This is a genomic window from Streptomyces sp. Wb2n-11, from assembly GCF_001049855.1.
Taxonomy (GTDB): domain Bacteria; phylum Actinomycetota; class Actinomycetes; order Streptomycetales; family Streptomycetaceae; genus Streptomyces; species Streptomyces altiplanensis.
The window spans coordinates 6,015,515-6,040,215 of record NZ_CVPB01000001.1; the positions used below are offsets into that span (position 1 = coordinate 6,015,515).

The 24,701-nt window shown below is 71.5% G+C and carries 21 protein-coding genes; 19 read left to right on the forward strand and 2 right to left on the reverse strand.

Translation table 11 applies throughout. The features are described 5' to 3' along the window. Nucleotides 1–96: 96 nt before the first annotated feature. On the reverse strand, nucleotides 97–597 hold the full coding sequence (gene bldD / locus BN1555_RS27480; protein ID WP_093801867.1) for a transcriptional regulator BldD: 501 nt from the start codon (nucleotides 595–597) through the stop codon (nucleotides 97–99). A gap of 221 nt (nucleotides 598–818) precedes the next feature. On the opposite strand from bldD, the gene pyrR reads away from it, so the two are divergent. The 14 genes from pyrR to BN1555_RS27550 all read left to right on the forward strand — a co-directional run bounded on the left by pyrR (nucleotide 819) and on the right by BN1555_RS27550 (nucleotide 17,432). After that, nucleotides 819–1,394, forward strand: a complete 576-nt coding sequence (gene pyrR, locus BN1555_RS27485) for a bifunctional pyr operon transcriptional regulator/uracil phosphoribosyltransferase PyrR (RefSeq protein ID WP_093801868.1) — start codon at nucleotides 819–821, stop codon at nucleotides 1,392–1,394. 98 nt (nucleotides 1,395–1,492) lie between these two features. Continuing rightward, the gene (locus BN1555_RS27490) at nucleotides 1,493–2,479 is read left to right on the forward strand and encodes an aspartate carbamoyltransferase catalytic subunit (RefSeq protein WP_093801869.1); all 987 of its coding nucleotides are present in this window, start codon (nucleotides 1,493–1,495) and stop codon (nucleotides 2,477–2,479) included. A 2-nt stretch (nucleotides 2,480–2,481) separates the two neighbouring features. Beyond that, nucleotides 2,482–3,768, forward strand: a complete 1,287-nt coding sequence (locus BN1555_RS27495) for a dihydroorotase (RefSeq protein WP_093801870.1) — start codon at nucleotides 2,482–2,484, stop codon at nucleotides 3,766–3,768. Then, complete coding sequence (locus BN1555_RS27500) at nucleotides 3,765–4,346, forward strand: PH-like domain-containing protein (RefSeq protein ID WP_093801871.1); 582 nt, start codon at nucleotides 3,765–3,767, stop codon at nucleotides 4,344–4,346. Before BN1555_RS27495 ends, BN1555_RS27500 begins: the two co-directional genes overlap by 4 nt. Beyond that, the gene (carA, locus tag BN1555_RS27505) at nucleotides 4,343–5,479 is read left to right on the forward strand and encodes a glutamine-hydrolyzing carbamoyl-phosphate synthase small subunit (RefSeq protein WP_093801872.1); all 1,137 of its coding nucleotides are present in this window, start codon (nucleotides 4,343–4,345) and stop codon (nucleotides 5,477–5,479) included. Before BN1555_RS27500 ends, carA begins: the two co-directional genes overlap by 4 nt. Then, on the forward strand, nucleotides 5,472–8,783 hold the full coding sequence (carB, locus tag BN1555_RS27510; protein ID WP_093801873.1) for a carbamoyl-phosphate synthase large subunit: 3,312 nt from the start codon (nucleotides 5,472–5,474) through the stop codon (nucleotides 8,781–8,783). The genes carA and carB overlap by 8 nt, the downstream gene beginning before the upstream one ends. Nucleotides 8,784–8,867: 84 nt before the next feature. After that, on the forward strand, nucleotides 8,868–9,977 hold the full coding sequence (locus BN1555_RS27515) for a quinone-dependent dihydroorotate dehydrogenase (RefSeq protein WP_093801874.1): 1,110 nt from the start codon (nucleotides 8,868–8,870) through the stop codon (nucleotides 9,975–9,977). Then, on the forward strand, nucleotides 9,974–10,813 hold the full coding sequence (pyrF, locus tag BN1555_RS27520) for an orotidine-5'-phosphate decarboxylase (protein ID WP_093801875.1): 840 nt from the start codon (nucleotides 9,974–9,976) through the stop codon (nucleotides 10,811–10,813). The genes BN1555_RS27515 and pyrF overlap by 4 nt, the downstream gene beginning before the upstream one ends. Before the next feature lie 302 nt (nucleotides 10,814–11,115). Then, nucleotides 11,116–11,439: an integration host factor gene (locus BN1555_RS27525; protein WP_093801876.1), complete on the forward strand. Its 324-nt coding sequence runs from the start codon at nucleotides 11,116–11,118 to the stop codon at nucleotides 11,437–11,439. 39 nt (nucleotides 11,440–11,478) lie between these two features. Then, nucleotides 11,479–12,072, forward strand: coding sequence for a guanylate kinase (gene gmk, locus BN1555_RS27530; protein WP_093801877.1), 594 nt, complete (start codon nucleotides 11,479–11,481; stop codon nucleotides 12,070–12,072). A 29-nt stretch (nucleotides 12,073–12,101) separates the two neighbouring features. Then, nucleotides 12,102–12,374: a DNA-directed RNA polymerase subunit omega gene (gene rpoZ, locus BN1555_RS27535; RefSeq protein ID WP_028814064.1), complete on the forward strand. Its 273-nt coding sequence runs from the start codon at nucleotides 12,102–12,104 to the stop codon at nucleotides 12,372–12,374. A gap of 103 nt (nucleotides 12,375–12,477) precedes the next feature. Beyond that, nucleotides 12,478–13,701 (forward strand): bifunctional phosphopantothenoylcysteine decarboxylase/phosphopantothenate--cysteine ligase CoaBC, encoded by a 1,224-nt coding sequence (gene coaBC / locus BN1555_RS27540; protein WP_093801878.1) that lies wholly within the window; start codon nucleotides 12,478–12,480, stop codon nucleotides 13,699–13,701. Between the two features lie 252 nt (nucleotides 13,702–13,953). Then, on the forward strand, nucleotides 13,954–15,177 hold the full coding sequence (metK, locus tag BN1555_RS27545; protein ID WP_093801879.1) for a methionine adenosyltransferase: 1,224 nt from the start codon (nucleotides 13,954–13,956) through the stop codon (nucleotides 15,175–15,177). Nucleotides 15,178–15,287: 110 nt separating this feature from the next. Further along, complete coding sequence (locus tag BN1555_RS27550) at nucleotides 15,288–17,432, forward strand: primosomal protein N' (RefSeq protein ID WP_093801880.1); 2,145 nt, start codon at nucleotides 15,288–15,290, stop codon at nucleotides 17,430–17,432. Nucleotides 17,433–17,654: 222 nt separating this feature from the next. On the opposite strand, the gene BN1555_RS27555 is transcribed toward BN1555_RS27550, so the two are convergent. Then, nucleotides 17,655–18,212 (reverse strand): hypothetical protein, encoded by a 558-nt coding sequence (locus BN1555_RS27555; RefSeq protein ID WP_093801881.1) that lies wholly within the window; start codon nucleotides 18,210–18,212, stop codon nucleotides 17,655–17,657. Between the two features lie 277 nt (nucleotides 18,213–18,489). On the opposite strand from BN1555_RS27555, the gene fmt reads away from it, so the two are divergent. The 5 genes from fmt to BN1555_RS27580 all read left to right on the forward strand — a co-directional run bounded on the left by fmt (nucleotide 18,490) and on the right by BN1555_RS27580 (nucleotide 24,601). Continuing rightward, nucleotides 18,490–19,440, forward strand: a complete 951-nt coding sequence (fmt, locus tag BN1555_RS27560) for a methionyl-tRNA formyltransferase (RefSeq protein WP_093801882.1) — start codon at nucleotides 18,490–18,492, stop codon at nucleotides 19,438–19,440. A gap of 37 nt (nucleotides 19,441–19,477) precedes the next feature. Further along, complete coding sequence (locus tag BN1555_RS27565) at nucleotides 19,478–20,938, forward strand: RsmB/NOP family class I SAM-dependent RNA methyltransferase (RefSeq protein WP_093801883.1); 1,461 nt, start codon at nucleotides 19,478–19,480, stop codon at nucleotides 20,936–20,938. Between the two features lie 187 nt (nucleotides 20,939–21,125). After that, nucleotides 21,126–21,812 (forward strand): ribulose-phosphate 3-epimerase, encoded by a 687-nt coding sequence (gene rpe, locus BN1555_RS27570; RefSeq protein WP_093801884.1) that lies wholly within the window; start codon nucleotides 21,126–21,128, stop codon nucleotides 21,810–21,812. 79 nt (nucleotides 21,813–21,891) lie between these two features. Continuing rightward, nucleotides 21,892–22,974, forward strand: coding sequence for a sugar-binding transcriptional regulator (locus BN1555_RS27575; RefSeq protein ID WP_093801885.1), 1,083 nt, complete (start codon nucleotides 21,892–21,894; stop codon nucleotides 22,972–22,974). 184 nt (nucleotides 22,975–23,158) lie between these two features. After that, nucleotides 23,159–24,601, forward strand: coding sequence for a GuaB1 family IMP dehydrogenase-related protein (locus BN1555_RS27580; RefSeq protein WP_093801886.1), 1,443 nt, complete (start codon nucleotides 23,159–23,161; stop codon nucleotides 24,599–24,601). Nucleotides 24,602–24,701 lie beyond the last annotated feature (100 nt).

The following is a 24,701-nucleotide window of genomic DNA, read 5'->3' on the forward strand; positions in this document are numbered from 1 at the left end:
GACGCGGCTCGGAATGCGAGAAAACGCCGGGACGGGCGGAAACCTGAAAGGTTTCCGCCCGTCCCGGCGTTACGTTTCTGCTGGTGTTGCCCGGTTTCAGGCGTCCTCGTGGGCGACCGCGCGGCGCGCGTCCGCGTCGAGCACACCCCAGCTGATCAGCTGCTCGGTCAGGACCGAGGGCGACTGGTCGTAAATGACGGCCAGCGTGCGCAGGTCGTCCTGGCGGATCGACAGGACCTTGCCGTTGTAGTCGCCGCGCTGCGACTGGATCGTGGCGGCGTAACGCTGGAGCGGGCCGGCCTTCTCGGCCGGGACGTGGGCGAGGCGCTCCAGGTCCAGGCGGAGCTTCGGCGGCGGCTCGGCGGCGCCGCCGGGCGTCGTACCGGGCAGCAGCTCCTGCACCGGGACGCCGTAGAAGTCCGCCAGCTCGGCGAGGCGCTGCACGGTCACGGCGCGGTCGCCGCGCTCGTACGATCCGACCACGACGGCTTTCCAGCGGCCCTGGGACTTCTCCTCGACACCGTGGAGGGAAAGGCCCTGCTGGGTGCGGATGGCGCGGAGCTTGGCCCCGAGCTGTTTTGCGTATTCGCTGGACATATGGCTCCCCGGACGCTGTGACGACGTGCGGCTCCGCCGCGCGGCTGGTAACTCACTGTGAGGTTACGCAGCGTTACTTGGGTGCGTCAAGCCGAATGGGTCCAGACCGCCTACGCGGGGGGTCCCGCAAGGGCAGCCGAATAGAGCTGGTACCGTGGGTGGCGCAATTTCGACGTCCTTTAAGGTCCGTCCCGTGAGGCGGAGAAGGAGGTCCGTTTCCAATGGACACGGTTAATTCCGATGCCCCGCGCCCTGTACTCGAGGGCCCTGACATCGAGCGGGTACTGACCCGCATCGCCCACGAGATCGTCGAGCGCGCCAAGGGTGCCGACGACGTGGTGCTCCTCGGCATTCCCACCCGCGGCGTCTTCCTGGCCCGCAGGCTGGCCGCCAGGCTCGAACAGATCACCGGCCGCGCGATGCCGGTCGGCTCCCTCGACATCACCATGTACCGCGACGATCTGCGCATGCGCCCCGCGCGTGCCCTCGCGCGCACGGAGATCCCCGGTGACGGCATCGAGGACCGGCTCGTCGTCCTCGTCGACGACGTGCTGTTCTCCGGCCGTACGATCCGGGCCGCGCTGGACGCCCTGGGCGACATCGGCCGCCCCCGCGCCGTACAGCTCGCGGTCCTCGTCGACCGCGGCCACCGCGAACTGCCGATCCGCGCCGACTACGTCGGCAAGAACCTCCCCACGTCGTTGCGGGAGGCGGTCAAGGTCCAGCTCTCCGAGGAGGACGGCCGCGACGCCGTGCTGCTCGGACTCCGCCAGGCCGCTCCGGTCGGCGAGCAGTAGCGCTTTCCCGTACGGACCCGGACAAACCGGGCCTGCGCGTCAGCCTGCCCTCCTGCCCGCCTCCACATACGCGCCCCTCACGAACCACGGAGCACCAGATGAAGCGTCACCTCATCTCGGCCGCCGACCTCACCCGCGACGACGCCGTGCTGATCCTCGACACCGCCGAGGAGATGGCCCGCGTCGCGGACCGGCCGATCAAGAAGCTGCCGACCCTGCGCGGACGTACGGTCGTCAACCTCTTCTTCGAGGACTCGACCCGTACCCGCATCTCCTTCGAGGCCGCCGCCAAGCGCCTCTCCGCCGACGTCATCAACTTCTCCGCGAAGGGCTCGTCCGTCTCCAAGGGCGAGTCGCTCAAGGACACCGCGCTCACCCTGGAGGCGATGGGCGCCGACGCCGTCGTCATCCGGCACGGAGCCTCCGGGGCCCCCTACCGCCTCGCGACCTCCGGCTGGATCGACGGCGCGGTCGTCAACGCGGGCGACGGTACGCACGAGCACCCCACCCAGGCGCTGCTCGACGCCTTCACCATGCGCCGCAGGCTCGTAGGGGCCGACGCCGGGAAAGGGCGTGACCTCGACGGGCGCCGGATCACGATCGTCGGCGACGTCCTGCACAGCCGCGTCGCCCGCTCCAACGTCCACCTGCTGCACACCCTCGGCGCCGAGGTGACGCTCGTCGCGCCGCCCACGCTGGTTCCGATCGGCGTCGAGCGGTGGCCCTGCGAGATTTCGTACGACCTCGACAGCGTGCTGCCGAAGTCCGACGCGGTAATGATGCTGCGAGTGCAGCGCGAGCGGATGAACGCCGCCTTCTTCCCGACCGAGCGCGAGTACTCGCGGCGCTACGGCCTGGACGGCGACCGGATGGCGCGGATGCCCGAACACGCCATCGTGATGCACCCCGGCCCGATGAACCGGGGCATGGAGATCACCGCGCAGGTCGCGGACTCCGACCGCTGCACGGCCGTCGAGCAGGTCGCCAACGGCGTCTCGACCCGGATGGCCGTCCTCTACCTGCTTCTGGGCGGCAACGAATCCGCCATCAGCCCCACCCCCGCACGCACCGAGGAGAGCAAGTAACCATGAGCAAGATCCTGATCCGCGGTGCGAAGGTACTGGGCGGCGAGCCGCAGGACGTCCTGATCGACGGCGAGAGCATCGAGGCGGTCGGAACCGGCCTGAGCGCCGAGGGCGCGACCGTCGTCGAGGCCGAGGGCAAGATCCTGCTGCCCGGCCTCGTCGACCTGCACACCCACCTGCGCGAGCCCGGCCGCGAGGACTCCGAGACCGTCCTGACCGGTACGAAGGCGGCCGCGGTCGGCGGCTTCACGGCCGTCCACGCCATGGCCAACACCTTCCCGGTCGCCGACACCGCCGGCGTCGTCGAGCAGGTCTGGCGCCTCGGCAAGGAGTCCGGCTACTGCGACGTGCAGCCCGTCGGCGCCGTCACCGTCGGCCTGGAGGGCAAGCAGCTCGCCGAGCTCGGCGCCATGCACGACTCCGCCGCGGGCGTGAAGGTCTTCTCCGACGACGGCAAGTGCGTCGACGACGCCGTGATCATGCGCCGCGCGCTGGAGTACGTGAAGGCGTTCGACGGCGTCGTCGCCCAGCACGCCCAGGAGCCCCGCCTCACCGAGGGCGCCCAGATGAACGAGGGCATCGTCTCCTCCGAGCTGGGTCTCGGCGGCTGGCCGGCGGTCGCGGAGGAGTCGATCATCGCCCGCGACGTCCTCCTCGCCGCCCACGTCGGCTCCCGCGTGCACATCTGCCACCTGTCCACGGCCGGCTCGGTGGAGATCGTCCGCTGGGCCAAGTCCAAGGGCTGGAACGTCACCGCCGAGGTCACCCCGCACCACCTCCTGCTCACGGACGAGCTGGTCCGTACGTACAACCCCGTCTACAAGGTGAACCCGCCGCTGCGCACCGAGGCCGACGTCACGGCCCTGCGCGAGGCGCTCGCCGACGGCACCATCGACTGCGTCGCCACCGACCACGCCCCGCACCCGCACGAGGACAAGGACTGCGAGTGGGCCGCGGCGGCCATGGGCATGGTCGGTCTGGAGACCGCCCTGTCCGTCGTCCAGCAGACGATGGTCGACACCGGCCTGCTCGACTGGGCCGGCGTCGCCGACCGCATGTCCCTCCGCCCGGCGGCCATCGGCCGCCTGGAGGGCCACGGCCGTCCCGTCTCGGCAGGCGAGCCCGCGAACCTCACGCTGGTCGATCCGGCTTACCGTGGAGCTGTGGACCCCGCGGGCTTCGCCTCCCGCAGCCGCAACACCCCCTACGAGGGCCGTGAGCTGCCGGGACGCGTCACCCACACCTGGCTGCGGGGCCGTGCAACGGTCGTCGACGGGAATCTGGCGTGACACCTTTCATCCATCTGGCCGCCGAGGCCGCCGCCGCGGAGCGGAAGTCCGCCGAAGTGACCGACTGGGCCGCGCGCATCGGCTGGGTCGTCGGGCTGCTGCTCTTCGTCGCGCTCATGTACTGGCTGATGCGCCAGGGCTGGAAGTGGCGCGCCGTCCTCCAGTCGGACCTGCCCGAACTGCCCGCCGCGCCCGAGACGCCGGGTGAGGCGAAGCTGAGCATGAGCGGCCGCTACCACGGCTCGACGACCGCCGGACAGTGGCTCGACCGGATCGTGGCCCACGGTCTCGGTACGCGCAGCAGGGCCGAGCTGACACTCACCGACGCGGGCCTGGAGGTCGTACGCCCCGGGGCGGCCGACTTCTTCGTCCCCGCGGCGGCGCTGCGCGAGGCCAGGCTCGACAAGGGCATCGCGGGCAAGGTCCTCGCCGAGGGCGGCCTGCTGGTCGTCACCTGGCAGCACGGCGACAAGCAGATCGACTCCGGCTTCCGCTCCGACCGCGCGGCGGAGCACACCGCCTGGGTCGAGGCCATCAACTCCATGACACGCATTTCGACGGAAGGCACCGCACGATGACCATCTCCACCCGGGGAGCCGGCAAGGCTCCCGCCGTACTCGTCCTGGAGGACGGCCGCACGTTCCGCGGCCGTGCCTACGGGGCCGTGGGGGAGACCTTCGGCGAGGCGGTGTTCAACACCGGCATGACCGGCTACCAGGAGACCCTCACCGACCCCTCGTACCACCGCCAGGTCGTCGTGATGACGGCTCCGCACGTCGGCAACACCGGCGTGAACGACGAGGACGACGAGTCGAAGAAGATCTGGGTCGCCGGTTACGTCGTGCGCGACCCCGCCCGCGTCCCCTCCAACTGGCGCTCCAGCCGCTCCCTCGACGAGCAGCTCGTCGACCAGGGCATCGTGGGCATCAGCGGCATCGACACCCGCGCGCTCACCCGCCACCTGCGCGAGCGCGGCGCGATGCGCGTCGGCATCTTCTCCGGTGACGCCCTCGCCGACGAGGAGACGCTGCTCGCCCGCGTGAAGGAGGCACCCCAGATGGTGGGCGCCTCGCTCGCCGCCGAGGTCGCCACCGAGGAGCCGTACGTCGTCCCCGCGATCGGCGAGAAGAAGTTCACCGTCGCCGCGATCGACCTCGGCATCAAGGGCATGACCCCGCACCGGATGGCCGAGCGCGGCATCGAGGTGCACGTGCTGCCGGCCACCGCCACGGCCGAGGACGTGTACGCCGTCGCCCCCGACGGGGTGTTCCTCTCCAACGGCCCCGGCGACCCGTCCACGGTCGACCTCACCGTCGTCAAGGACGTCCTCGCGCGCAGGACGCCGCTCTTCGGCATCTGCTTCGGCAACCAGATCCTGGGCCGGGCGCTCGGCTTCGGCACGTACAAGCTGAAGTACGGCCACCGCGGCATCAACCAGCCCGTGCAGGACCGCACGACCGGCAAGGTCGAGGTCACCGCGCACAACCACGGCTTCGCCGTCGACGCCCCGCTCGACAAGGTCTCCGAGACCCCGTACGGGCGCGCCGAGGTGTCCCACGTCTGCCTGAACGACGACGTGGTCGAGGGCCTCCAGCTGCTCGACCAGCCGGCCTTCAGCGTCCAGTACCACCCCGAGGCGGCAGCGGGTCCGCACGACGCCGCCTACCTGTTCGACCGCTTCGTACAGCTCATGGAGGGCCAGCGTGCCTAAGCGCACCGATATCCAGTCCGTCCTGGTCATCGGCTCCGGTCCGATCGTCATCGGCCAGGCCGCGGAGTTCGACTACTCCGGCACGCAGGCCTGCCGCGTCCTCAAGGCCGAGGGCCTGCGCGTCATCCTGGTCAACTCCAACCCGGCGACGATCATGACCGACCCGGAGATCGCCGACGCCACGTACGTCGAGCCGATCACCCCGGAGTTCGTCGAGAAGATCATCGCCAAGGAGCGCCCCGACGCGCTGCTGCCGACGCTGGGTGGCCAGACGGCCCTCAACACGGCCATCTCCATGCACGAGCAGGGTGTGCTGGAGAAGTACGGCGTCGAGCTCATCGGCGCCAACGTCGAGGCCATCAACAAGGGCGAGGACCGCGACCTCTTCAAGGGCGTCGTCGAGGCCGTCAAGGCCAAGATCGGTTACGGCGAGTCCGCCCGCTCGGTCATCTGCCACTCCATGGACGACGTCCTCGCGGGCGTCGACACGCTCGGCGGCTACCCCGTCGTCGTACGTCCCTCCTTCACCATGGGCGGCGCCGGCTCCGGCTTCGCGCACGACGAGGACGAGCTGCGCCGCATCGCCGGACAGGGACTCATGCTCTCGCCGACCACCGAGGTGCTCCTGGAGGAGTCCATCCTCGGCTGGAAGGAGTACGAGCTGGAGCTGATGCGCGACAAGAACGACAACGTCGTGGTCGTCTGCTCCATCGAGAACTTCGACCCGATGGGCGTGCACACCGGTGACTCCATCACCGTCGCCCCGGCGATGACACTCACCGACCGCGAGTACCAGCGGCTGCGTGACGTCGGCATCGCGATCATCCGCGAGGTCGGCGTCGACACCGGCGGCTGCAACATCCAGTTCGCCGTCAACCCCGACGACGGCCGGATCATCGTCATCGAGATGAACCCGCGCGTCTCGCGCTCCTCGGCGCTCGCCTCGAAGGCGACCGGCTTCCCGATCGCCAAGATCGCCGCACGTCTCGCCGTCGGCTACACGCTGGACGAGATCCCGAACGACATCACCGAGAAGACCCCGGCGTCCTTCGAGCCCACGCTCGACTACGTCGTCGTCAAGGTGCCCCGCTTCGCCTTCGAGAAGTTCCCGCTCGCCGACGCCACCCTCACCACCACCATGAAGTCGGTGGGCGAGGCCATGGCGATCGGCCGCAACTTCACCGAGGCGCTCCAGAAGGCGCTGCGCTCGCTGGAGAAGAAGGGCAGCCAGTTCGCCTTCACCGGCGACCCGGGCGACAAGGCCGCGCTCCTGGAGACCGCCAAGGTCCCCACCGACGGCCGCATCAACACCGTCATGCAGGCCATCCGGGCCGGCGCCACCCCCGAGGAGGTCTTCGACGCCACGAGGATCGACCCGTGGTTCGTCGACCAGATGTTCCTCATCAAGGAGCACGCGGACGAGCTCGCCGCCGCCGGGAAGCTCGACCCGGAGCTGCTCGCGGAGGCCAAGCGCCACGGTTTCTCGGACGTCCAGATCGCCGAGATCCGCGGGCTGCGCGAGGACGTCGTACGCGAGGTCCGGCACGCGCTCGGCGTCCGCCCGGTCTACAAGACGGTCGATACCTGCGCCGCCGAGTTCGCCGCGAAGACGCCGTACTTCTACTCCTCGTACGACGAGGAGTCCGAGGTCGCACCGCGCGAGAAGCCCGCGGTGATCATCCTCGGCTCGGGCCCGAACCGCATCGGCCAGGGCATCGAGTTCGACTACTCCTGCGTCCACGCCTCCTTCGCGCTCCGCGACGCCGGCTACGAGACCGTGATGGTCAACTGCAACCCGGAGACCGTCTCCACCGACTACGACACCTCCGACCGCCTGTACTTCGAGCCGCTGACGCTCGAGGACGTGCTGGAGATCGTCCACGCCGAGACCCTCGCGGGCCCGATCGCGGGCGTCGTCGTGCAGCTCGGCGGCCAGACCCCGCTGGGCCTCGCCCAGGCGCTCAAGGACAACGGCGTACCGGTCGTCGGCACCCCGCCGGAGGCCATCCACGCCGCCGAGGACCGCGGCGCCTTCGGCCGCGTCCTCGCCGAGGCCGGTCTGCCCGCCCCCAAGCACGGCACCGCGACGACCTTCGACGAGGCCAAGGCCATCGCCGACGAGATCGGCTACCCCGTCCTCGTACGCCCGTCGTACGTGCTGGGCGGACGCGGCATGGAGATCGTGTACGACGAGACGCGCCTGGCCTCGTACATCGCCGAGTCCACCGAGATCAGCCCCACCCGGCCGGTCCTGGTCGACCGCTTCCTCGACGACGCGATCGAGATCGACGTCGACGCGCTCTACGACGGCACCGAGCTCTACCTCGGCGGCGTCATGGAGCACATCGAGGAGGCCGGCATCCACTCCGGCGACTCCGCCTGCGCGCTGCCCCCGATCACCCTCGGCGGCTTCGACATCAAGCGGCTGCGGGTCTCGACCGAGGCCATCGCCAAGGGCGTCGGTGTACGCGGACTGATCAACATCCAGTTCGCGATGGCCGGCGACATCCTGTACGTCCTCGAAGCCAACCCGCGCGCCTCGCGCACCGTCCCCTTCACCTCCAAGGCGACCGCGGTGCCGCTCGCGAAGGCCGCCGCCCGCATCTCGCTGGGCGCGACCGTCGCCGAGCTGCGCGCGGAGGGGATGCTGCCGAAGACCGGCGACGGCGGCACGCTGCCGCTCGACGCGCCGATCTCCGTCAAGGAGGCCGTGATGCCGTGGAGCCGCTTCCGCGACATCCAGGGCCGCGGCGTGGACACCGTCCTCGGCCCGGAGATGCGCTCCACCGGCGAGGTCATGGGCATCGACTCGGTCTTCGGCACGGCGTACGCCAAGTCGCAGGCCGGCGCGTACGGTCCGCTGCCGACGAAGGGCCGCGCGTTCATCTCGGTCGCCAACCGCGACAAGCGCTCGATGATCTTCCCGGCGCGCGAACTGGTCGCCCACGGCTTCGAGCTGCTCGCCACCTCCGGCACGGCCGAGGTCCTCAAGCGCAACGGCCTCAACGCCACCGTCGTGCGCAAGCAGAGCGAGGGCCAGGGCCCGCAGGGCGAGAAGACGATCGTCCAGCTCATCCACGACGGCGAGGTCGACCTCATCGTCAACACGCCGTACGGCACGGGCGGCCGCCTCGACGGCTACGAGATCCGTACGGCCGCCGTGGCCCGCAGCGTCCCGTGCCTCACGACGGTCCAGGCCCTCGCGGCCGCCGTCCAGGGCATCGACGCGCTCACCCACGGCGACGTGGGCGTGCGTTCCCTCCAGGAACACGCGCAGCACCTGACCGCGGCCCGCGAGGTCTAGCAGTCGGCACAGGAGGGGGACACCGGATGCGGTGTCCCCCTCTTCATGAGCCCAGCCCTCCCGGCCGTCCCGAGGAAAGCACCCATGTACAAACTCTTCTTCGACCTCGTCTTCAAGCGCATGGACCCCGAGCAGGCCCACCACACGGCCTTCCGCTGGATCCGCCTCGCGGCCCGCGTCCCGGTCCTGCGCACCTTCGCCGCCGCCCTCCTCGCGCCGCGTCACGCCTCGCTGCGCACCGAGGCGCTCGGCCTGCGCATGCACGGCCCGTTCGGCCTCGCCGCCGGCTTCGACAAGAACGCCGTCGCCATCGACGGCATGTCGATGCTCGGCTTCGACCACATCGAGATCGGCACGGTCACCGCCCAGCCGCAGCCCGGCAACCCCAAGAAGCGCCTCTTCCGCCTCGTGGAGGACCGCGCGCTCATCAACCGCATGGGCTTCAACAACGAGGGCTCCGAGGCGGTGGCGGCCCGTCTGGCGGCCCGCAACCCGGTGTTCAGGACGGTCGTCGGCGTCAACATCGGCAAGACCAAGGCGGTTCCGGAGGAGGAGGCCGTCGCCGACTACGTCACCTCCACCGAGCGCCTCGCCGCCCACGCCGACTACCTGGTGGTGAACGTCTCCTCCCCGAACACCCCGGGGCTGCGCAACCTCCAGGCCACCGAGTCGCTGCGCCCGCTGCTGACCGCCGTACGCGAGGCGGCCGACCGTACCGTCACCGGCCGCCGCGTCCCCCTCCTCGTCAAGATCGCGCCCGACCTGGCCGACGAGGACGTCGACGCCGTCGCCGACCTGGCGCTGGAGCTCGGCCTGGACGGCATCATCGCCACCAACACCACCATCGCCCGCGAGGGCCTCGGCCTGAAGTCCGACCCGGCCCTCGTCAAGGAGACCGGCGGACTGTCCGGAGCGCCCGTCAAGGAGCGCTCCCTGGAGGTCCTGCGCCGCCTGTACGCGCGCGTGGGCGACCGGATCACCCTGGTCGGCGTCGGAGGCATCCAGAACGCCGACGACGCCTGGGAGCGCATCCTCGCGGGCGCCACGCTCGTGCAGGGTTACAGCGCCTTCATCTACGAAGGACCGTTCTGGGGCCGCGCGATCCACCAGGGCCTGGTGGCACGCCTCGCCGCCAGCCCGTACGCCACGCTCGCCGACGCCGTCGGCGCCGAGACCCGGGAGGCCTCCAAGTGACCCTCGCCCCCTTCGGCGCCCGTCTGCGCCACGCCATGGACACCCGCGGCCCGCTCTGCGTCGGCATCGACCCGCACGCCTCGCTGCTGAGCTCCTGGGGCCTGAACGACGACATCGGCGGCCTGGAGACCTTCACCCGCACGGTCGTCGAGGCCCTGGCCGACCGGGTCGCCGTACTGAAGCCGCAGTCGGCGTTCTTCGAGCGCTTCGGCTCGCGCGGCATCGCCGTACTGGAGAAGGCGGTCGAGGAGGCCAGGGCGGCCGGCGCGCTGGTGCTGATGGACGCCAAGCGCGGCGACATCGGTTCGACCATGGGCGCGTACGCCGCGACCTACCTGGACAAGGACTCGACGCTCTTCTCGGACGCCGTGACGGTCTCGCCGTACCTCGGCTTCGGATCGCTGCGTCCGGCGCTGGACGCGGCCAGGATCAGCGGGGCGGGCGTGTTCGTACTCGCTCTGACGTCGAACCCGGAGGGCGCCGAGGTCCAGCGGGCCACTGCCGCGGACGGCCGGTCGCTCGCGCAGCTGATGCTCGACCACATGGCGGCCGAGAACGAGGGCGCGGAGCCGCTCGGGTCGGTCGGCGCGGTGGTCGGCGCGACGCTCGGCGACGCGGGAGCGGATCTCGCCATCAACGGTCCGCTGCTGGCTCCGGGCATCGGCGCGCAGGGCGCGACGCCGGCGGACCTGCCGGGCGTCTTCGGGGCGGCCGTCGGCAACGTCGTACCGAGTGTGAGCCGTGGCGTGCTCCGCTTCGGTCCGGATGTTTCCGGACTGCGAGAGTCCGCTTCTCGCTTCGCCGACGAGGTCAGGGTGGCGGTCTCGGGGGCGTGACGGGGCGTCCGCACGGTGCCGGCACCACGTCCGCGCGACGGCTTCCGGAATCTGTGCGACCCATGTTGACGGAATCCTACCCAAAACCAGGATGTTATGTCTGATATGTCCTACTCGAGCGAGGCTGACCAGGACTTTTCGTCGTTACTCGCTGACTGGAGCGGCCCAGGCCGCTAGTCTCCGTCGAGAGCAAACGTGCAGCTCGTTGTTCGCGACCTGCTGTTCGTTGCTCGCCTGGTGTGGGGCGACCAGCTTCCTCACCGGTCCGTATCCGACAGTTCGACATCCGAGGTGACGTAGGCGTGGCTCTTCCGCCCCTTACCCCTGAACAGCGCGCAGCCGCGCTCGAAAAGGCCGCCGCGGCTCGCCGGGAGCGGGCCGAGGTCAAGAATCGACTCAAGCACTCCGGCGCCTCGCTCCATGAGGTCATCAAGCAGGGACAGGAGAATGACGTCGTCGGCAAGATGAAGGTCTCCGCCCTGCTCGAGTCCCTGCCGGGCGTGGGCAAGGTCCGCGCCAAGCAGATCATGGAGCGGCTCGGCATCTCCGAGAGCCGTCGTGTGCGCGGTCTCGGCTCCAACCAGATCGCCTCTTTGGAGCGCGAGTTCGGCGGCGGCCCCGCCTGACGTTCTCGGGCACCCCCGAGAACCTGGATAATCGCATCCATGGCTGCAACATCCCGGGGGACGACCCCCGTACCCCCGGACGTACGTCCGCGGCTGACCGTGCTCTCCGGCCCCTCCGGGGTCGGCAAGAGCACGGTCGTCGCCCATATGCGCAAGGTCCACCCCGAGGTATGGCTCTCGGTGTCGGCCACCACACGCAAGCCGCGACCCGGTGAGCGCCACGGCATCCAGTACTTCTTCGTGAGCGACGACGAGTTCGACAAGCTCGTCGCCAACGGTGAGCTGCTGGAATGGGCCGAGTTCGCCGGCAATCGCTACGGCACGCCCCGGCGTGCCGTGACCGAGCGGCTCGAAGCGGGCGAGCCCGTGCTCCTGGAGATCGATCTCCAGGGCGCGCGGCTGGTCCGTGAGTCGATGCCGGAGGCTCAACTGGTCTTCCTGGCCCCGCCCAGCTGGGACGAGCTGGTCCGCAGGCTGACCGGCCGCGGTACGGAGGCGCCCGATGTCATCGAGCGCCGCCTCGAGGCCGCAAAGATTGAACTCGCCGCGGAGGCGGAGTTCGACACCACCCTTGTCAACACCTCCGTCGAGGATGTAGCACGTGAGCTGCTAGCCTTGATGGAAGTTGCTTGATCTCTGTCCACTTTTTCGGAAGGTAGAGCGTGTCCTCTTCCATTTCCACGCCCGAGGGCATCATCAACCCGCCGATCGACGAGCTGCTCGAGGCTACTGACTCGAAGTACAGCCTCGTGATCTACGCGGCGAAGCGCGCGCGTCAGATCAACGCGTACTACTCGCAGCTCGGTGAGGGTCTGCTCGAGTACGTCGGTCCTCTGGTGGACACCCACGTCCACGAGAAGCCGCTCTCGATCGCCCTGCGCGAGATCAACGCGGGTCTGCTGACCTCCGAGGCCATTGAGGGCCCGGCGCAGTAGTCAGCAGGCGCAGGAATCTTTTTCGTCACAGGCCCGGCAGCGCGACTGCCGGGCCTGTGGTGTGTCATGGGGACGTACATCCTGGAGCGAGCGGGGAGACGCAGTGAACAAGGCGGACGGCAAGGTCATCAAGCCGAAGGTCGTGCTGGGAGTCAGCGGGGGCATCGCCGCGTACAAGGCGTGCGAGCTGCTGCGGCGGCTGACCGAATCCGGCCACGACGTGCGGGTCGTGCCGACCGACGCGTCCCTCCACTTCGTCGGCGCCGCCACCTGGTCGGCGCTCTCCGGCAACCCGGTCTCGGCCGAGGTCTGGGAGTCGGTGCACGAGGTGCCGCACGTACGGATCGGGCAGTCCGCCGATCTGGTCGTGGTGGCCCCCGCGACCGCCGACATGCTGGCCAAGGCGGCCCACGGGCTCGCCGACGACCTCCTCACGAACACCCTGCTCACCGCCCGGTGCCCGGTGGTCTTCGCGCCCGCGATGCACACGGAGATGTGGGAGCACCCGGCCACCCAGGAGAACGTCGCGACGCTGCGCCGGCGCGGCGCGGTCGTCATCGAGCCCGCGGTGGGCCGGCTGACCGGCGTCGACACGGGCAAGGGCCGGCTGCCCGACCCGGACGAAATCTTCGAGGTCTGCCGCCGGGTGCTCGCGCGCGGTGCGACCGCTCCCGACCTCGCCGGCCTCCATGTCGTGATCAGTGCGGGCGGTACGCGCGAGCCGCTCGACCCGGTCCGCTACCTGGGGAACCGTTCCTCCGGCAAGCAGGGGTACGCCCTGGCCCGTACCGCCGTCGCGCGCGGCGCGCGGGTCACGCTCGTCGAGGCCAACACCGGCCTGCCGGATCCGGCGGGCGCCGATGTCGTCCGCGTCGGGACGGCGGTGCAGCTGCGCGAGGCCGTGCTGAAGGCGGCGGCGGACGCCGACGTGGTGGTGATGGCGGCGGCCGTGGCCGACTTCCGCCCGGCGGTGTACGCCACGGGAAAGATCAAGAAGAAGGACGGTCAGGAGCCCGCCGCCGTCGAGCTGGTCCGCAACCCCGACATCCTCGCGGAGATCGCGACAGAGCGCGGAAAGCCGGGGCAGGTGGTCGTCGGCTTCGCCGCCGAGACCGACGACGTCCTCGCCAACGGCCGGGAGAAGCTGCGCCGCAAGGGCTGTGACCTGCTGGTCGTCAATGAGGTGGGGGAGCGCAAGACGTTCGGCTCCGAGGAGAACGAGGCCATGGTGCTCGACACCGAAGGCGGCGAGACCCCGGTGCCGTACGGCCCCAAGGAAGCCCTCGCCGACACTGTCTGGGACTTGGTGACAAGTCGACTCGGTTAATTCTTGACCTGTTTCGACGGGCCGCCGAATTGTCGCAAGTGTCCTCTCAAGTCCGGCATTTTGCCCTGTGATGGAGGGCGACGGGCGTACTGCGCAGTGCAGTGCCGCTGGTCACAGGGCTCCCACGAAGCGAGACACGTGGTCCGCCGAGCGGAAGCGACCGATAAACTGGTCGCGGACCGATGCCGGGCGCAGCTCCCGGACCGTTCCATCAATGCTCAGCCAGCAGCCGCTGCAACCCCAGGGAGCGATGTGTCCCGCCGCCTGTTCACCTCGGAGTCCGTGACCGAGGGCCACCCCGACAAGATCGCTGACCAGATCAGCGACACGATCCTCGACGCGCTCCTGCGGGAGGACCCGGCCTCCCGGGTCGCCGTGGAGACCCTGATCACCACCGGCCTGGTGCACGTCGCCGGCGAGGTGACCACCAAGGCCTACGCGGACATTCCCACGCTGGTGCGCAACAAGATCCTCGAGATCGGCTACGACTCCTCGAAGAAGGGCTTCGACGGCGCCTCGTGCGGTGTCTCGGTGTCCATCGGCGCGCAGTCCCCGGACATCGCGCAGGGGGTCGACACGGCGTACGAGACCCGGGTCGAGGGGTCCGCCGCAGGTGACGAGGGAGACGAGCTCGACCAGCAGGGCGCGGGCGACCAGGGCCTGATGTTCGGGTACGCGTGCGACGAGACCCCGGAGCTGATGCCGCTGCCGATCCACCTCGCGCACCGGCTGTCCCGCCGTCTGTCGGAGGTGCGCAAGAACGGGACGATCCCCTACCTGCGCCCCGACGGCAAGACCCAGGTCACCATCGAGTACGACGGTGACAAGGCCGTCCGCCTCGACACGGTCGTCGTCTCCTCGCAGCACGCGTCCGACATCGACCTGGACTCGCTGCTCGCCCCCGACATCCGCGAGTTCGTGGTCGAGCACGTACTGAAGGGTCTTCTCGAGGACGGTATCAAGCTGGACACCGAGGGCTACCGTCTGCTGGTCAATCCGACCGGGCGTTTCGAGATCGGCGGCCCGATGGGTGACGCCGGCCTGACCGGCCGAAAGATCATCATTGACACGTACGGGGGCATGGCCCGCCACGGCGGCGGCGCGTTCTCCGGCAAGGACCCGTCCAAGGTCGACCGCTCGGCCGCCTACGCGATGCGCTGGGTCGCCAAGAACGTCGTGGCGGCCGGTCTGGCCGCGCGCTGCGAGGTCCAGGTCGCGTACGCGATCGGCAAGGCCGAGCCGGTCGGTCTCTTCGTCGAGACCTTCGACACCGCCACGGTCGAGGTCGAGAGGATCGAGAACGCCATCGGTGAGGTCTTCGACCTCCGTCCGGCCGCGATCATCCGCGATCTCGACCTGCTGCGCCCGATCTACGCCCAGACCGCGGCGTACGGCCACTTCGGCCGCGAGCTGCCCGACTTCGCCTGGGAGCGCACCGACCGCGTGGACGCCCTGCGCAAGGCCGCCGGCCTGTAAGCAACCGGCACTGCTCGGCCGCGACGGCCCCGGACCACATCGGTCCGGGGCCGTCGCGCGTGCCGCGCTGCCGTGCCGCGCTGTCAGTGGGGTCTGGTAGGAATTTGGCTGTGAGCAGGAACGATGCGGGGTCCGAAGAGCCCGGGGGCGGGGCGCCGGAGCAGCTTGCGCTCATCCGGGAGAGTGTGCGGAAGGCGAAGGCCCCGAAGGCCAAGCCGCGGACGTGGCGCGGGGCGCCGCTGGCGAGGGAACTGCCCGTTGCCCGGGTCGTGGTCAACAAGGGGGTGCTGCACCTCGACCAGTTCTTCGACTATGCCGTGACCGAGGAGCTGGACGCCGTCGCGCAGCCGGGGGTCCGGGTCCGGGTGCGGTTCGGGGCCGGGGCGCACAACGTCAGGGACGGCCGCCGTGAGGGCGGGGGGATGATCGACGGGTACCTCGTCGAGCGGCGGGCCGAGTCGGACTACGCCGGGCCGCTCGCCGCACTCGCCCACGTGGTGTCCCCGGAGCCGGTGCTCAGCCCTGAGCTGCTCGCGCTGTCGCGGGCGATCGCCGACCGTTACGCGGGGAGCCTCGCCGACGTACTGCAGCTGGCCGTTCCGCCGAGAAATGGACCGGCGGAGGCCAAGGCCTCGCCCAAACCGCTGCCGCCGCCCGGTGCCCCGGAGGCCGGGACCTGGGAGCGGTACGTCCACGGGCCCGCTTTCCTGCGGGAGCTGGCGGGGGGCGGGGCGCCGCGGGCCGTGTGGAACGCGCTGCCGGGGCCGCACTGGCCGGACGAGCTCGCCCGTGCCGTGGCGGCGGCGCTCGCCTCCGGGCGGGGCGCGCTGGTCGTGCTGCCGGACGGGCGGAGCGTGGCCCGGCTGGACGCGGCGCTCACCGCGCTGGTGGGCAAGGGGCACCACACGCTGCTGACCGCCGACGCCGGGCGCCAGAAGCGGTACCGGCAGTGGCTGGCGGCACGGCGGGGGTCGGTGCGGGCCGTGATCGGGACGCGGGCCGCGATGTTCGCCCCGGTGGCGGATCTGGGTCTGGTGGCGGTGTGGGACGACGGGGATTCCAGTCACAGTGACGACCACGCGCCGTTCCCGCATGTGCGGGAGGTGCTGGAGCTGCGGTCGCAGCACGGCAAGTGCGGGTTTCTGCTGGGGGCTCTCAGCTGCACGGTCGAGGCGGCTCAGCTCGTCGAGAGCAAGTGGGCCGCGCCGTTGCGTGCGGGGCGTGAGCAGGTGCGGGCCGCGGCGCCGCTGATTCGTACGGTGGGGGACGAGGAGGTCGCCCGGGACGGGGCCGCGCGGGCCGCGCGACTGCCCAGTCTGGCGTGGCAGACCGTGCGGGACGGGCTCAGGTCCGGGCCGGTGCTGGTGCAGGTGCCCCGGCGCGGGTACGTACCGGGCCTGGCGTGCGAGCGGTGTCGTACACACGCCAGGTGCCGGTACTGCGCCGGGCCTGTCGAAGCGGCCGACCAGCGGGAACTGCACTGCGGGTGGTGCGGCCGGGACGCGGCCGGATGGCGGTGCGGCGAGTGCGGGAGCATGCGGCTCCGGGCACAGGTGGTGGGGGCCTGGCGCACGGCGGAGGAGCTGGGGCGGGCGTTTCCCGCTGTGCCGGTGCGTACGTCCGGGCGGGACCATGTGCTGGAGAGCGTGCCGGGGGCGCCCGCGCTCGTCGTCAGTACGCCGGGGGCCGAGCCCGTGGCGGAGGGCGGTTACGCCGCGGCGCTGCTGCTCGACGGCTGGGCGATGCTCGGGCGGCAGGACCTGCGCGTCGGGGAGGAGGCGCTGCGGCGTTGGATAAGCGCCTCCGCGCTGGTCAGGGGGCAGGGGGAGGGCGGCACGGTGGTGGTTGTGGCCGAGCCTTCACTGCGGCCCGTGCAGGCGCTGGTGCGGTGGGACCCGGTGGGACACGCGCAGCGTGAGCTGGCGGAACGGGCGGAGCTGGGCTTCCCGCCGGTGTCGCGGATGGCGGCAGTGAGTGGCCGGCCGGAGGCGATCGCCGCGTTTCTGGCCGCGGCGGAGCTCCCGGGGGACGCCGAGGTGCTGGGGCCTGTGCCGCTGCCGGTCGCGGCGCCGGGCAGGCCCCGCCGGCCCGGCGATCCGCCGGTGGGCGAGGCGTGGGAGCGGGCGCTGCTCAGGGTGCCGCCGGGCAGTGGGGCGGCGCTTGCCGCGGCGCTGAAGTCGGCGCAGGCGGCGCGGCTGGCCCGGGGAGGTGGCGATCCGGTGCGGATCAGGATTGACCCGCTGGACATCGGGTGACGGGAGGGGCGTGGCTTTTCCCCGGTCCGCCCGGCCCGCCCCTCCCCGTCGTGGCACTGTGCGGCCCCGCCGCGCGGGACTCCGTCCGGGCCCCGGTTCTCAATCGCCGGACGGGCCGAAGTTTTCGGGCTCGGACCGGAAGATCAAGCCCGTCCGGCGATTGAGGACACGCCCGCAAGGCGTCCGGGGGCGTGGGTGCATGCCCCCGGAAAGGGGGAGGGGTCAGCCGTTGCGGGGGCCGGGGAGGGCGCTCGGGCGGACTTCCTCGCGCAGCACATGGCCGGCTGCCATCGGCTGGGGCGGCATGGAGCGGGCGGCCGGTACGGACGGCAGGGACGGCAGGGGTGGTGGCGCGGCAAGAGTACGCGTAGCGGTCGCGGCCGCCGTCTCGACGGCGAGCTCGCCCTCGGTGGTCGCGGGGGGCTGCGTCGCGGCCCGCCGCGCGCCGTAACGGCGGTGCACCGCCTGCTTGGTCACTCCGAGCGCCGAGCCGACCGCGTCCCAGGAGAAGCCGAGCGAACGGTCGAAGTCCACGGCGGCGGTCACCAGCGTCTCGACGCTGTCCCGCAGCTCCTGTGCGAGACGGACGGTCGGCGCCGGAGCCCTGCCGTAGACGACGAAGCCCGTGGAGGGGCCGGAGCGGCGCGGGCGGTAGACGTTGCCGAGCTGGGCGCTGAGGGTGCGCAGCGCGTCCACCTGCCGCCGCACCCGCTCGATGTCCCGTACCAACAGATGAAGGCTGGCCCGTGCTTGGGCGTCGTGGGTTGCGTGGTCGGCCATGAACAAGCCTCTCGAACCGGCGTGGAAGAAGGAGTGGAAGAAGGGAAGACCGAAGGATCGGAAAGGATGGGTCGGGACCGCATGTGCGAGCCCTTTGGGTCAATCTCTCTTGACCAACGCGTCACCCGGCGCCGGGGTCACGCTCCTGGGGGCGTATGCGCATGTGCGCGGGGCGCGCGGATGTGCGTACGCCCCCAGGCGCCAGGGCTCATAGACTGGTGCGCCTCTTGACGCCGCATCCCGTTCCGCCTTCCTGCCCGAGAGGCCCGCGCCACCGATGAAGCTCGTCTTCGCAGGCACCCCCGAGGTCGCCGTACCCGCCCTGGACGCCCTGATCGCCTCCGGCCGGCACGAAGTTGCCGCCGTCGTCACCCGCCCCGACGCCCCCGCCGGGCGCGGCCGCAAGCTCGTCGCCAGCCCCGTCGCCGCACGTGCGGAGGAGGCCGGGATCGAGGTGCTCAAGCCGGCCCGGCCGCGCGACGAGGACTTCCTCGCGCGGTTGCGCGAGATCGCGCCGGACTGCTGCCCCGTCGTCGCGTACGGCGCGCTGCTGCCCAAGGCCGCCCTGGACATCCCCTCCCACGGCTGGGTCAACCTGCACTTCTCGCTGCTGCCGGCCTGGCGCGGCGCCGCCCCCGTGCAGCACGCGATCCTCGCGGGCGACGAGGTCACGGGCGCCTCGACGTTCCTGATCGAGGAGGGTCTCGACTCCGGGCCGGTGTACGGCGTGCTCACCGAGCAGGTACGGCCCACCGACACCAGCGGCGACCTGCTCACCCGGCTCGCCTTCGCCGGTTCGGGGCTGCTGGTCGCCACCATGGACGGCATCGAGGACGGCACGCTCCACGCCGTTCCGCAGCCCGCCGAGGGCGTCACGCTCGCACCCAAGATCACTGTCGAGGACGCGCAGATCGACTGGACGGCGCCCGCGCTGCGCGTCGACCGCGTCGTGCGCGGCTGCACGCCCGCGCCCGGGGCCTGGACGCTGCTGCGCGGCGAGCGGCTCAAGCTGGTCGCCGTGAAGCCGCTGCCGGACCGCACGGACCTGGAGCTGGCCCCCGGCGAGCTGTCCGCGACGAAGAAGAACGTGTACGTCGGGACCGGATCGCACCCCGTCGAGCTCCTCTGGGTGCAGCCGCAGGGCAAGAAGCCGATGCTCGCCGCCGACTGGGCGCGCGGCGTGCGGATCGCCCCGGGCGAACACCTGGGCGCGTCGGACGTACGCTGAGAGGGATCGTCCCCCTCTCCAGCGGAGCACCTTTTTCGTGAGTGACCAGCCAAGCAGCAGTCCCGCCAAGCGACCCGCCAAGCGTCCGGCCAGGCCGCACCGGCGTCCCCAGAAGGATCCGGTCCGCTTCCTCGCCTTCGAGGCGCTGCGCGCCGTCGACGAGCGCGACGCGTACGCGAACCTCGTCCTGCCGCCGCTGCTCAAGAAGGCCCGTGCCAAGGGCAACTTCGACGAGCGCGACGCGGCGCTCGCGACCGAGCTGGTGTACGGGACGCTGCGCCGCCAGGGCACGTACGACGCCGTCATCGCGGCGTGCATCGACCGGCCGCTGCGCGAGGTGGACCCGCCGGTCCTCGACGTGCTGGCGCTCGGCGCGCACCAGCTGCTCGGCACCCGCATCCCGACGCACGCCGCGGTCTCCGCGAGCGTGGAGCTGGCACGCGTGGTGCTCGGCGAGGGGCGCGCGAAGTTCGTCAACGCGGTCCTGCGCAAGATCTCCAAGCAGGATCTCGACGCCTGGGTGGAGCAGGTCGCTCCGCCGTACGACGACGACGCCGAGGCGCACCTGTCCGTCGTCCACTCCCACCCGCGCTGGATCGTCTCCGCGCTCTGGGACGCCCTGGGCGGCGGCCGGGCCGGCATCGAGGACCTCCTCGAGGCCGACAACGAGCGGCCCGAGGTGACGCTCGTCGCCCGCCCGGGGCGCTCCACCGCCGAGGAGCTGCTGGACGCACTGGGCGAGGAGTCCGGGCTGCCGGGCCGCTGGTCGCCGTACGCCGTACGGCTGGCCGAGGGCGGCGAGCCGGGCGCCATCGCGGCCGTCCACGAGGGCCGCGCCGGAGTCCAGGACGAGGGCAGCCAGCTGGTCGCCGTCGCGCTCGCCGACGCGCCCGTCGAGGGGCGGGACGAGCGCTGGCTGGACGGCTGCGCCGGACCCGGCGGCAAGGCCGCCATGCTCGCCGGGCTCGCCGCGCAGCGCGGCGCCGCGCTGCTGGCCGCCGAGAAGCAGCCGCACCGCGCCCGCCTCGTCGAGCGGGCACTGGAGGGCAACCCCGGCCCGTATCAGGTCGTCGCCGCCGACGGCACGCGCCCGCCGTGGCTCCCCGGCTCCTTCGACCGCGTCCTGGTGGACGTCCCGTGCTCCGGGCTCGGCGCGCTGCGCCGCCGCCCGGAAGCGCGCTGGCGACGCCGCGCCGAGGACCTGGACGACTTCGCCCCGCTCCAGCGCGGGCTGCTGCGCGAGGCGCTGAACGCGGTGCGCGTGGGCGGTGTCGTGGGGTACGCGACCTGCTCGCCGCACCTCGCCGAGACCCGGGTCGTCGTCGACGACGTGATCAGGGGGCGCGGCGGGCACCAGCCGGTCGAGGTCGAGTGGATCGACGCCAGGCCGCTGATGCCGGACGTACCGGCGCTGGGCGACGGGCCCGACGTACAGCTGTGGCCGCACATGCACGGTACGGACGCGATGTACCTGGCGCTGCTGCGCCGGACCGCGTAGCCGTCCGCCGGCGGCGGGGCCGGCCGGTGGACTCCTCGGTGCTGTCCGGGACTTGGGTGGTTTTGTCCGTCCTGGGCGGCCGGGAGGCCGCTCCCCGGGGCGTGCCACCGCCACGGGGACCGGAATCCCGGAAGCTTCGGTCCGTACCGGGGACGGGAACCGCCGCGGAACATGGCAGGCTTGGGTCATGGCCGCGCAGATCAATCCCAGCATCCTGTCCGCAGACTTCTCCCGGCTCGCCGAGGAGGCCAAGGCCGTCGAGGGCGCGGACTGGCTCCATGTCGACGTGATGGACAACCACTTCGTGCCCAACCTGACGCTGGGCGTCCCGGTCGTGGAAGCCCTCAGCCGGGCGACGGACATCCCGCTCGACTGCCACCTGATGATCGAGGACGCCGACCGCTGGGCCCCGCAGTACGTCGAGGCGGGTGCCGGATCGGTCACCTTCCACGCCGAGGCCGCCGCCGCACCCGTACGGACGGCGCGCGAGATCCGCGCCAAGGGCGCCCGTGCCTCCATGGCGCTGAAGCCGGCCACGCCCATCGAGCCGTACGAGGACCTGCTCCCCGAGCTCGACATGCTGCTGATCATGACCGTGGAGCCGGGCTTCGGCGGCCAGGCGTTCCTCGACATCATGCTGCCGAAGATCCGCCGTACCCGTGAGCTGATCTCCAAGCACGGTCTGGAGATGTGGCTCCAGGTCGACGGCGGCGTATCGGCGTCGACGATCGAGCGGTGCGCCGAGGCGGGCGCGGACGTCTTCGTCGCCGGTTCCGCCGTGTACGGGACGGACGACCCGGCCGCCGCGGTGCGCATGCTGCGCAATCAGGCGACCGAAGCCACGGCCACCGCGGCCTGGGCATGCAACCACTGAGCCACAGCTCGGTGAACGCCGCCCTTCGGGGCTGATCAAGGTCTCTGTCATCTGACAGGATGAACAGCGAGCCCCGTGTGTGAACAGCAGTGAGGAGAACGCGGTGTCTGCAATGTCGGCGGGCCGGTCAGCTCTGCGGATGGGACCCGCGGAACTGGTCCAGGCGGCGGCCATGGCCCGCCGCTTCTACCTGGAGGGCAAGTCCAAGATCCAGATCGCCGAGGAGTTCGGCGTCAGCCGCTTCAAGGTGGCCAGGGTCCTGGAGACCGCCCTCGAACGCGATCTCGTGCGCATCGAGATCAGGGTGCCCGCGGAGCTGGACGCGGAGCGCTCCGACGCGCTGCGGGCCCGCTACGGCCTGCGGCACGCGGTCGTCGTCGAGTCCCCGGCCGACGCCCCCGAGGACGCGCTGCCGGGAACGCCCGGTTTCGCGGGGAGCGCGCCCACCGACCCGGAGAACCTGGGCGAGGTCGCGGCCGACCTGCTCGGCGAACTGGTGACCGAGGGCGACGTGCTGGGCCTGGCCTGGGGCCGGTCCACCATCCACATGGCCGCGGCCCTGCACCAGCTGCCGCCGTGCACGGTCGTCCAGCTGACCGGCGTGTACGACGCCGGCACGGCGGAGCGCGGCTCCGTCGAAGCCGTGCGCCGCGCCGCCCAGGTCTCCGGCGGAGAGGCGCACCCCATCTACGCGCCGATGCTGCTGCCCGACCCGGCGACCGCTGCGGCGCTGCGCAGCCAGACCGGCATCGCCCGCGCCTTCGAGTACTTCGACAAGGTGACCGTCGCGGCCGTCTCCATCGGCTCCTGGGAGCCGGGCATCTCCACCGTCCACGACATGCTCTCCGACGAGGAGCGCGCGCACTACGCCTCGCTGGGCGTCGCGGCCGAGATGTCCGCGCACCTCTTCGACGCCGAGGGCCGCCGGGTCGGGCGCGACCTGGGCGAGCGGTGCATCACCGTCGAGGCCGACCGGCTGCGGCGGGTCCCCGAGGTGGTGGCCATCGCGGGCGGACTGCGCAAGGCGGCCGCCATCGACGCCGTACTGCGCTCGGGCCTGGTCACCAGCCTCGTCACGGACACCGCCGCGGCGGACTACCTGCTGAACGAGACGGGCACGGCGCCGCGGCCCGCGCTGGACCGGGCGGACCCTGACGACTGAGCCGGCCGGGCCGGAGCGCGGACGGACGTGGTTTCGTTTGGAGGATCCGACAAGGGCACCCGCTGTGACCTGGATGATTGACCCGGAGGGTGTATCGGCACGGTCGTGGGACACTGAAGTACGTGCGTTTTTCCCCGGCTGAAATGCCCGGGGGCCAACTCCGAACGACTGGGATGTTCAGCACGTGCGTTTCCTCAACGATCTGAAGCCGCCGTACGACCTCACGTACGACGACGTATTCATGGTGCCGAGCCGTTCGGCCGTCGGCTCCCGCCAGGGCGTGGACCTCACGTCGCCCGACGGCACCGGCACCACCATCCCGCTGGTCGTGGCCAACATGACCGCGATCGCCGGCCGCCGGATGGCCGAGACCGTGGCCCGTCGCGGCGGTCTCGTCGTCATCCCGCAGGACATTCCGATCGAGGTCGTCACCGAGGTCGTCTCCTGGGTGAAGACGCGCCACCTGGTGCTCGACACCCCGATCGTCCTGGCCCCCTCGCAGACCGTCGCCGACGCGCTGTCGCTGCTGCCCAAGCGGGCGCACGGCGCGGGCGTCGTGGTGGATGCGGAGCGCCGCCCCGTCGGCGTCGTCACCGACCACGACCTGACCGGCGTCGACCGCTTCACGCAGCTGTCCGAGGTCATGTCCCGCGACCTGGTCCTGCTGGACGCCGGAATCGACCCGCGCGAGGCCTTCAACCGGCTCGACCACGCCAACCGCAAGTACGCGCCCGCCGTGGACGGGGACGGCCGCCTCGTCGGCGTCCTGACCCGCAAGGGCGCTCTGCGCGCGACCCTCTACACGCCTGCCACGGACGCGGCCGGCAAGCTGCGCATCGCGGCCGCCGTCGGCATCAACGGCGACGTCGCGGGCAAGGCCAAGCAGCTCCTGGACGCCGGCGTGGACACGCTCGTCGTGGACACCGCGCACGGCCACCAGGAGTCGATGATCGCCGCGGTCAAGGCCGTGCGCGGGCTCGACCCGCAGGTCCCGATCGTCGCGGGCAACATCGTCGCCGCCGAGGGCGTGCGCGACCTCATCGAGGCCGGCGCGGACATCATCAAGGTCGGTGTGGGCCCCGGCGCCATGTGCACCACCCGCATGATGACCGGCGTGGGCCGGCCGCAGTTCTCCGCAGTCATGGAGTGCGCCGCCGAGGCGAAGAAGTTCGGCAAGCACGTCTGGGCCGACGGCGGGGTCCGCCACCCGCGCGACGTCGCGATGGCGCTCGCCGCGGGCGCGTCCAACGTCATGGTCGGCTCCTGGTTCGCCGGTACGTACGAGTCGCCCGGCGACCTCCAGCACTCCGCCGACGGCCGTGCCTACAAGGAGTCGTTCGGCATGGCGTCCGCCCGCGCCGTACGCAACCGTACGAGCGAGGAGTCGGCGTACGACCGTGCGCGCAAGGCGCTGTTCGAGGAGGGCATCTCCACCTCGCGCATGTTCCTCGACCCGACGCGTCCGGGCGTCGAGGACCTGATCGACTCGATCATCGCGGGTGTCCGCTCCTCGTGCACGTACGCCGGTGCCGCCTCGCTGGAGGAGTTCGCCGAGAAGGCGATCGTCGGTGTGCAGAGCGCCGCCGGTTACGCCGAGGGCAAGCCGCTGCACGCCAGCTGGAGCTGACGTCCCGGCAGCTGCCGCTCCCGCCTGTCACCCCCGGCCGGTCCCCGCTTCCGCGGGGCCGGCCGCGGTGCGGGCGGGGGCGCCGGCCCCGGGGACGGCT

Excerpts from the sequence above, each read along its gene's own strand:
- bldD (WP_093801867.1), bottom strand. The coding sequence starts at position 597 with ATGTCCAGCGAATACGCAAAACAGCTCGGGGCCAAGCTCCGCGCCATC.
- pyrR (WP_093801868.1), top strand. The coding sequence starts at position 819 with ATGGACACGGTTAATTCCGATGCCCCGCGCCCTGTACTCGAGGGCCCT.
- rpe (WP_093801884.1), top strand. The coding sequence starts at position 21,126 with ATGGCCGCGCAGATCAATCCCAGCATCCTGTCCGCAGACTTCTCCCGG.
- carA (WP_093801872.1), top strand. The coding sequence starts at position 4,343 with ATGACCATCTCCACCCGGGGAGCCGGCAAGGCTCCCGCCGTACTCGTC.
- gmk (WP_093801877.1), top strand. The coding sequence starts at position 11,479 with ATGGCTGCAACATCCCGGGGGACGACCCCCGTACCCCCGGACGTACGT.
- BN1555_RS27490 (WP_093801869.1), top strand. The coding sequence starts at position 1,493 with ATGAAGCGTCACCTCATCTCGGCCGCCGACCTCACCCGCGACGACGCC.
- BN1555_RS27495 (WP_093801870.1), top strand. The coding sequence starts at position 2,482 with ATGAGCAAGATCCTGATCCGCGGTGCGAAGGTACTGGGCGGCGAGCCG.
- BN1555_RS27555 (WP_093801881.1), bottom strand. The coding sequence starts at position 18,212 with ATGGCCGACCACGCAACCCACGACGCCCAAGCACGGGCCAGCCTTCAT.
- fmt (WP_093801882.1), top strand. The coding sequence starts at position 18,490 with ATGAAGCTCGTCTTCGCAGGCACCCCCGAGGTCGCCGTACCCGCCCTG.
- BN1555_RS27515 (WP_093801874.1), top strand. The coding sequence starts at position 8,868 with ATGTACAAACTCTTCTTCGACCTCGTCTTCAAGCGCATGGACCCCGAG.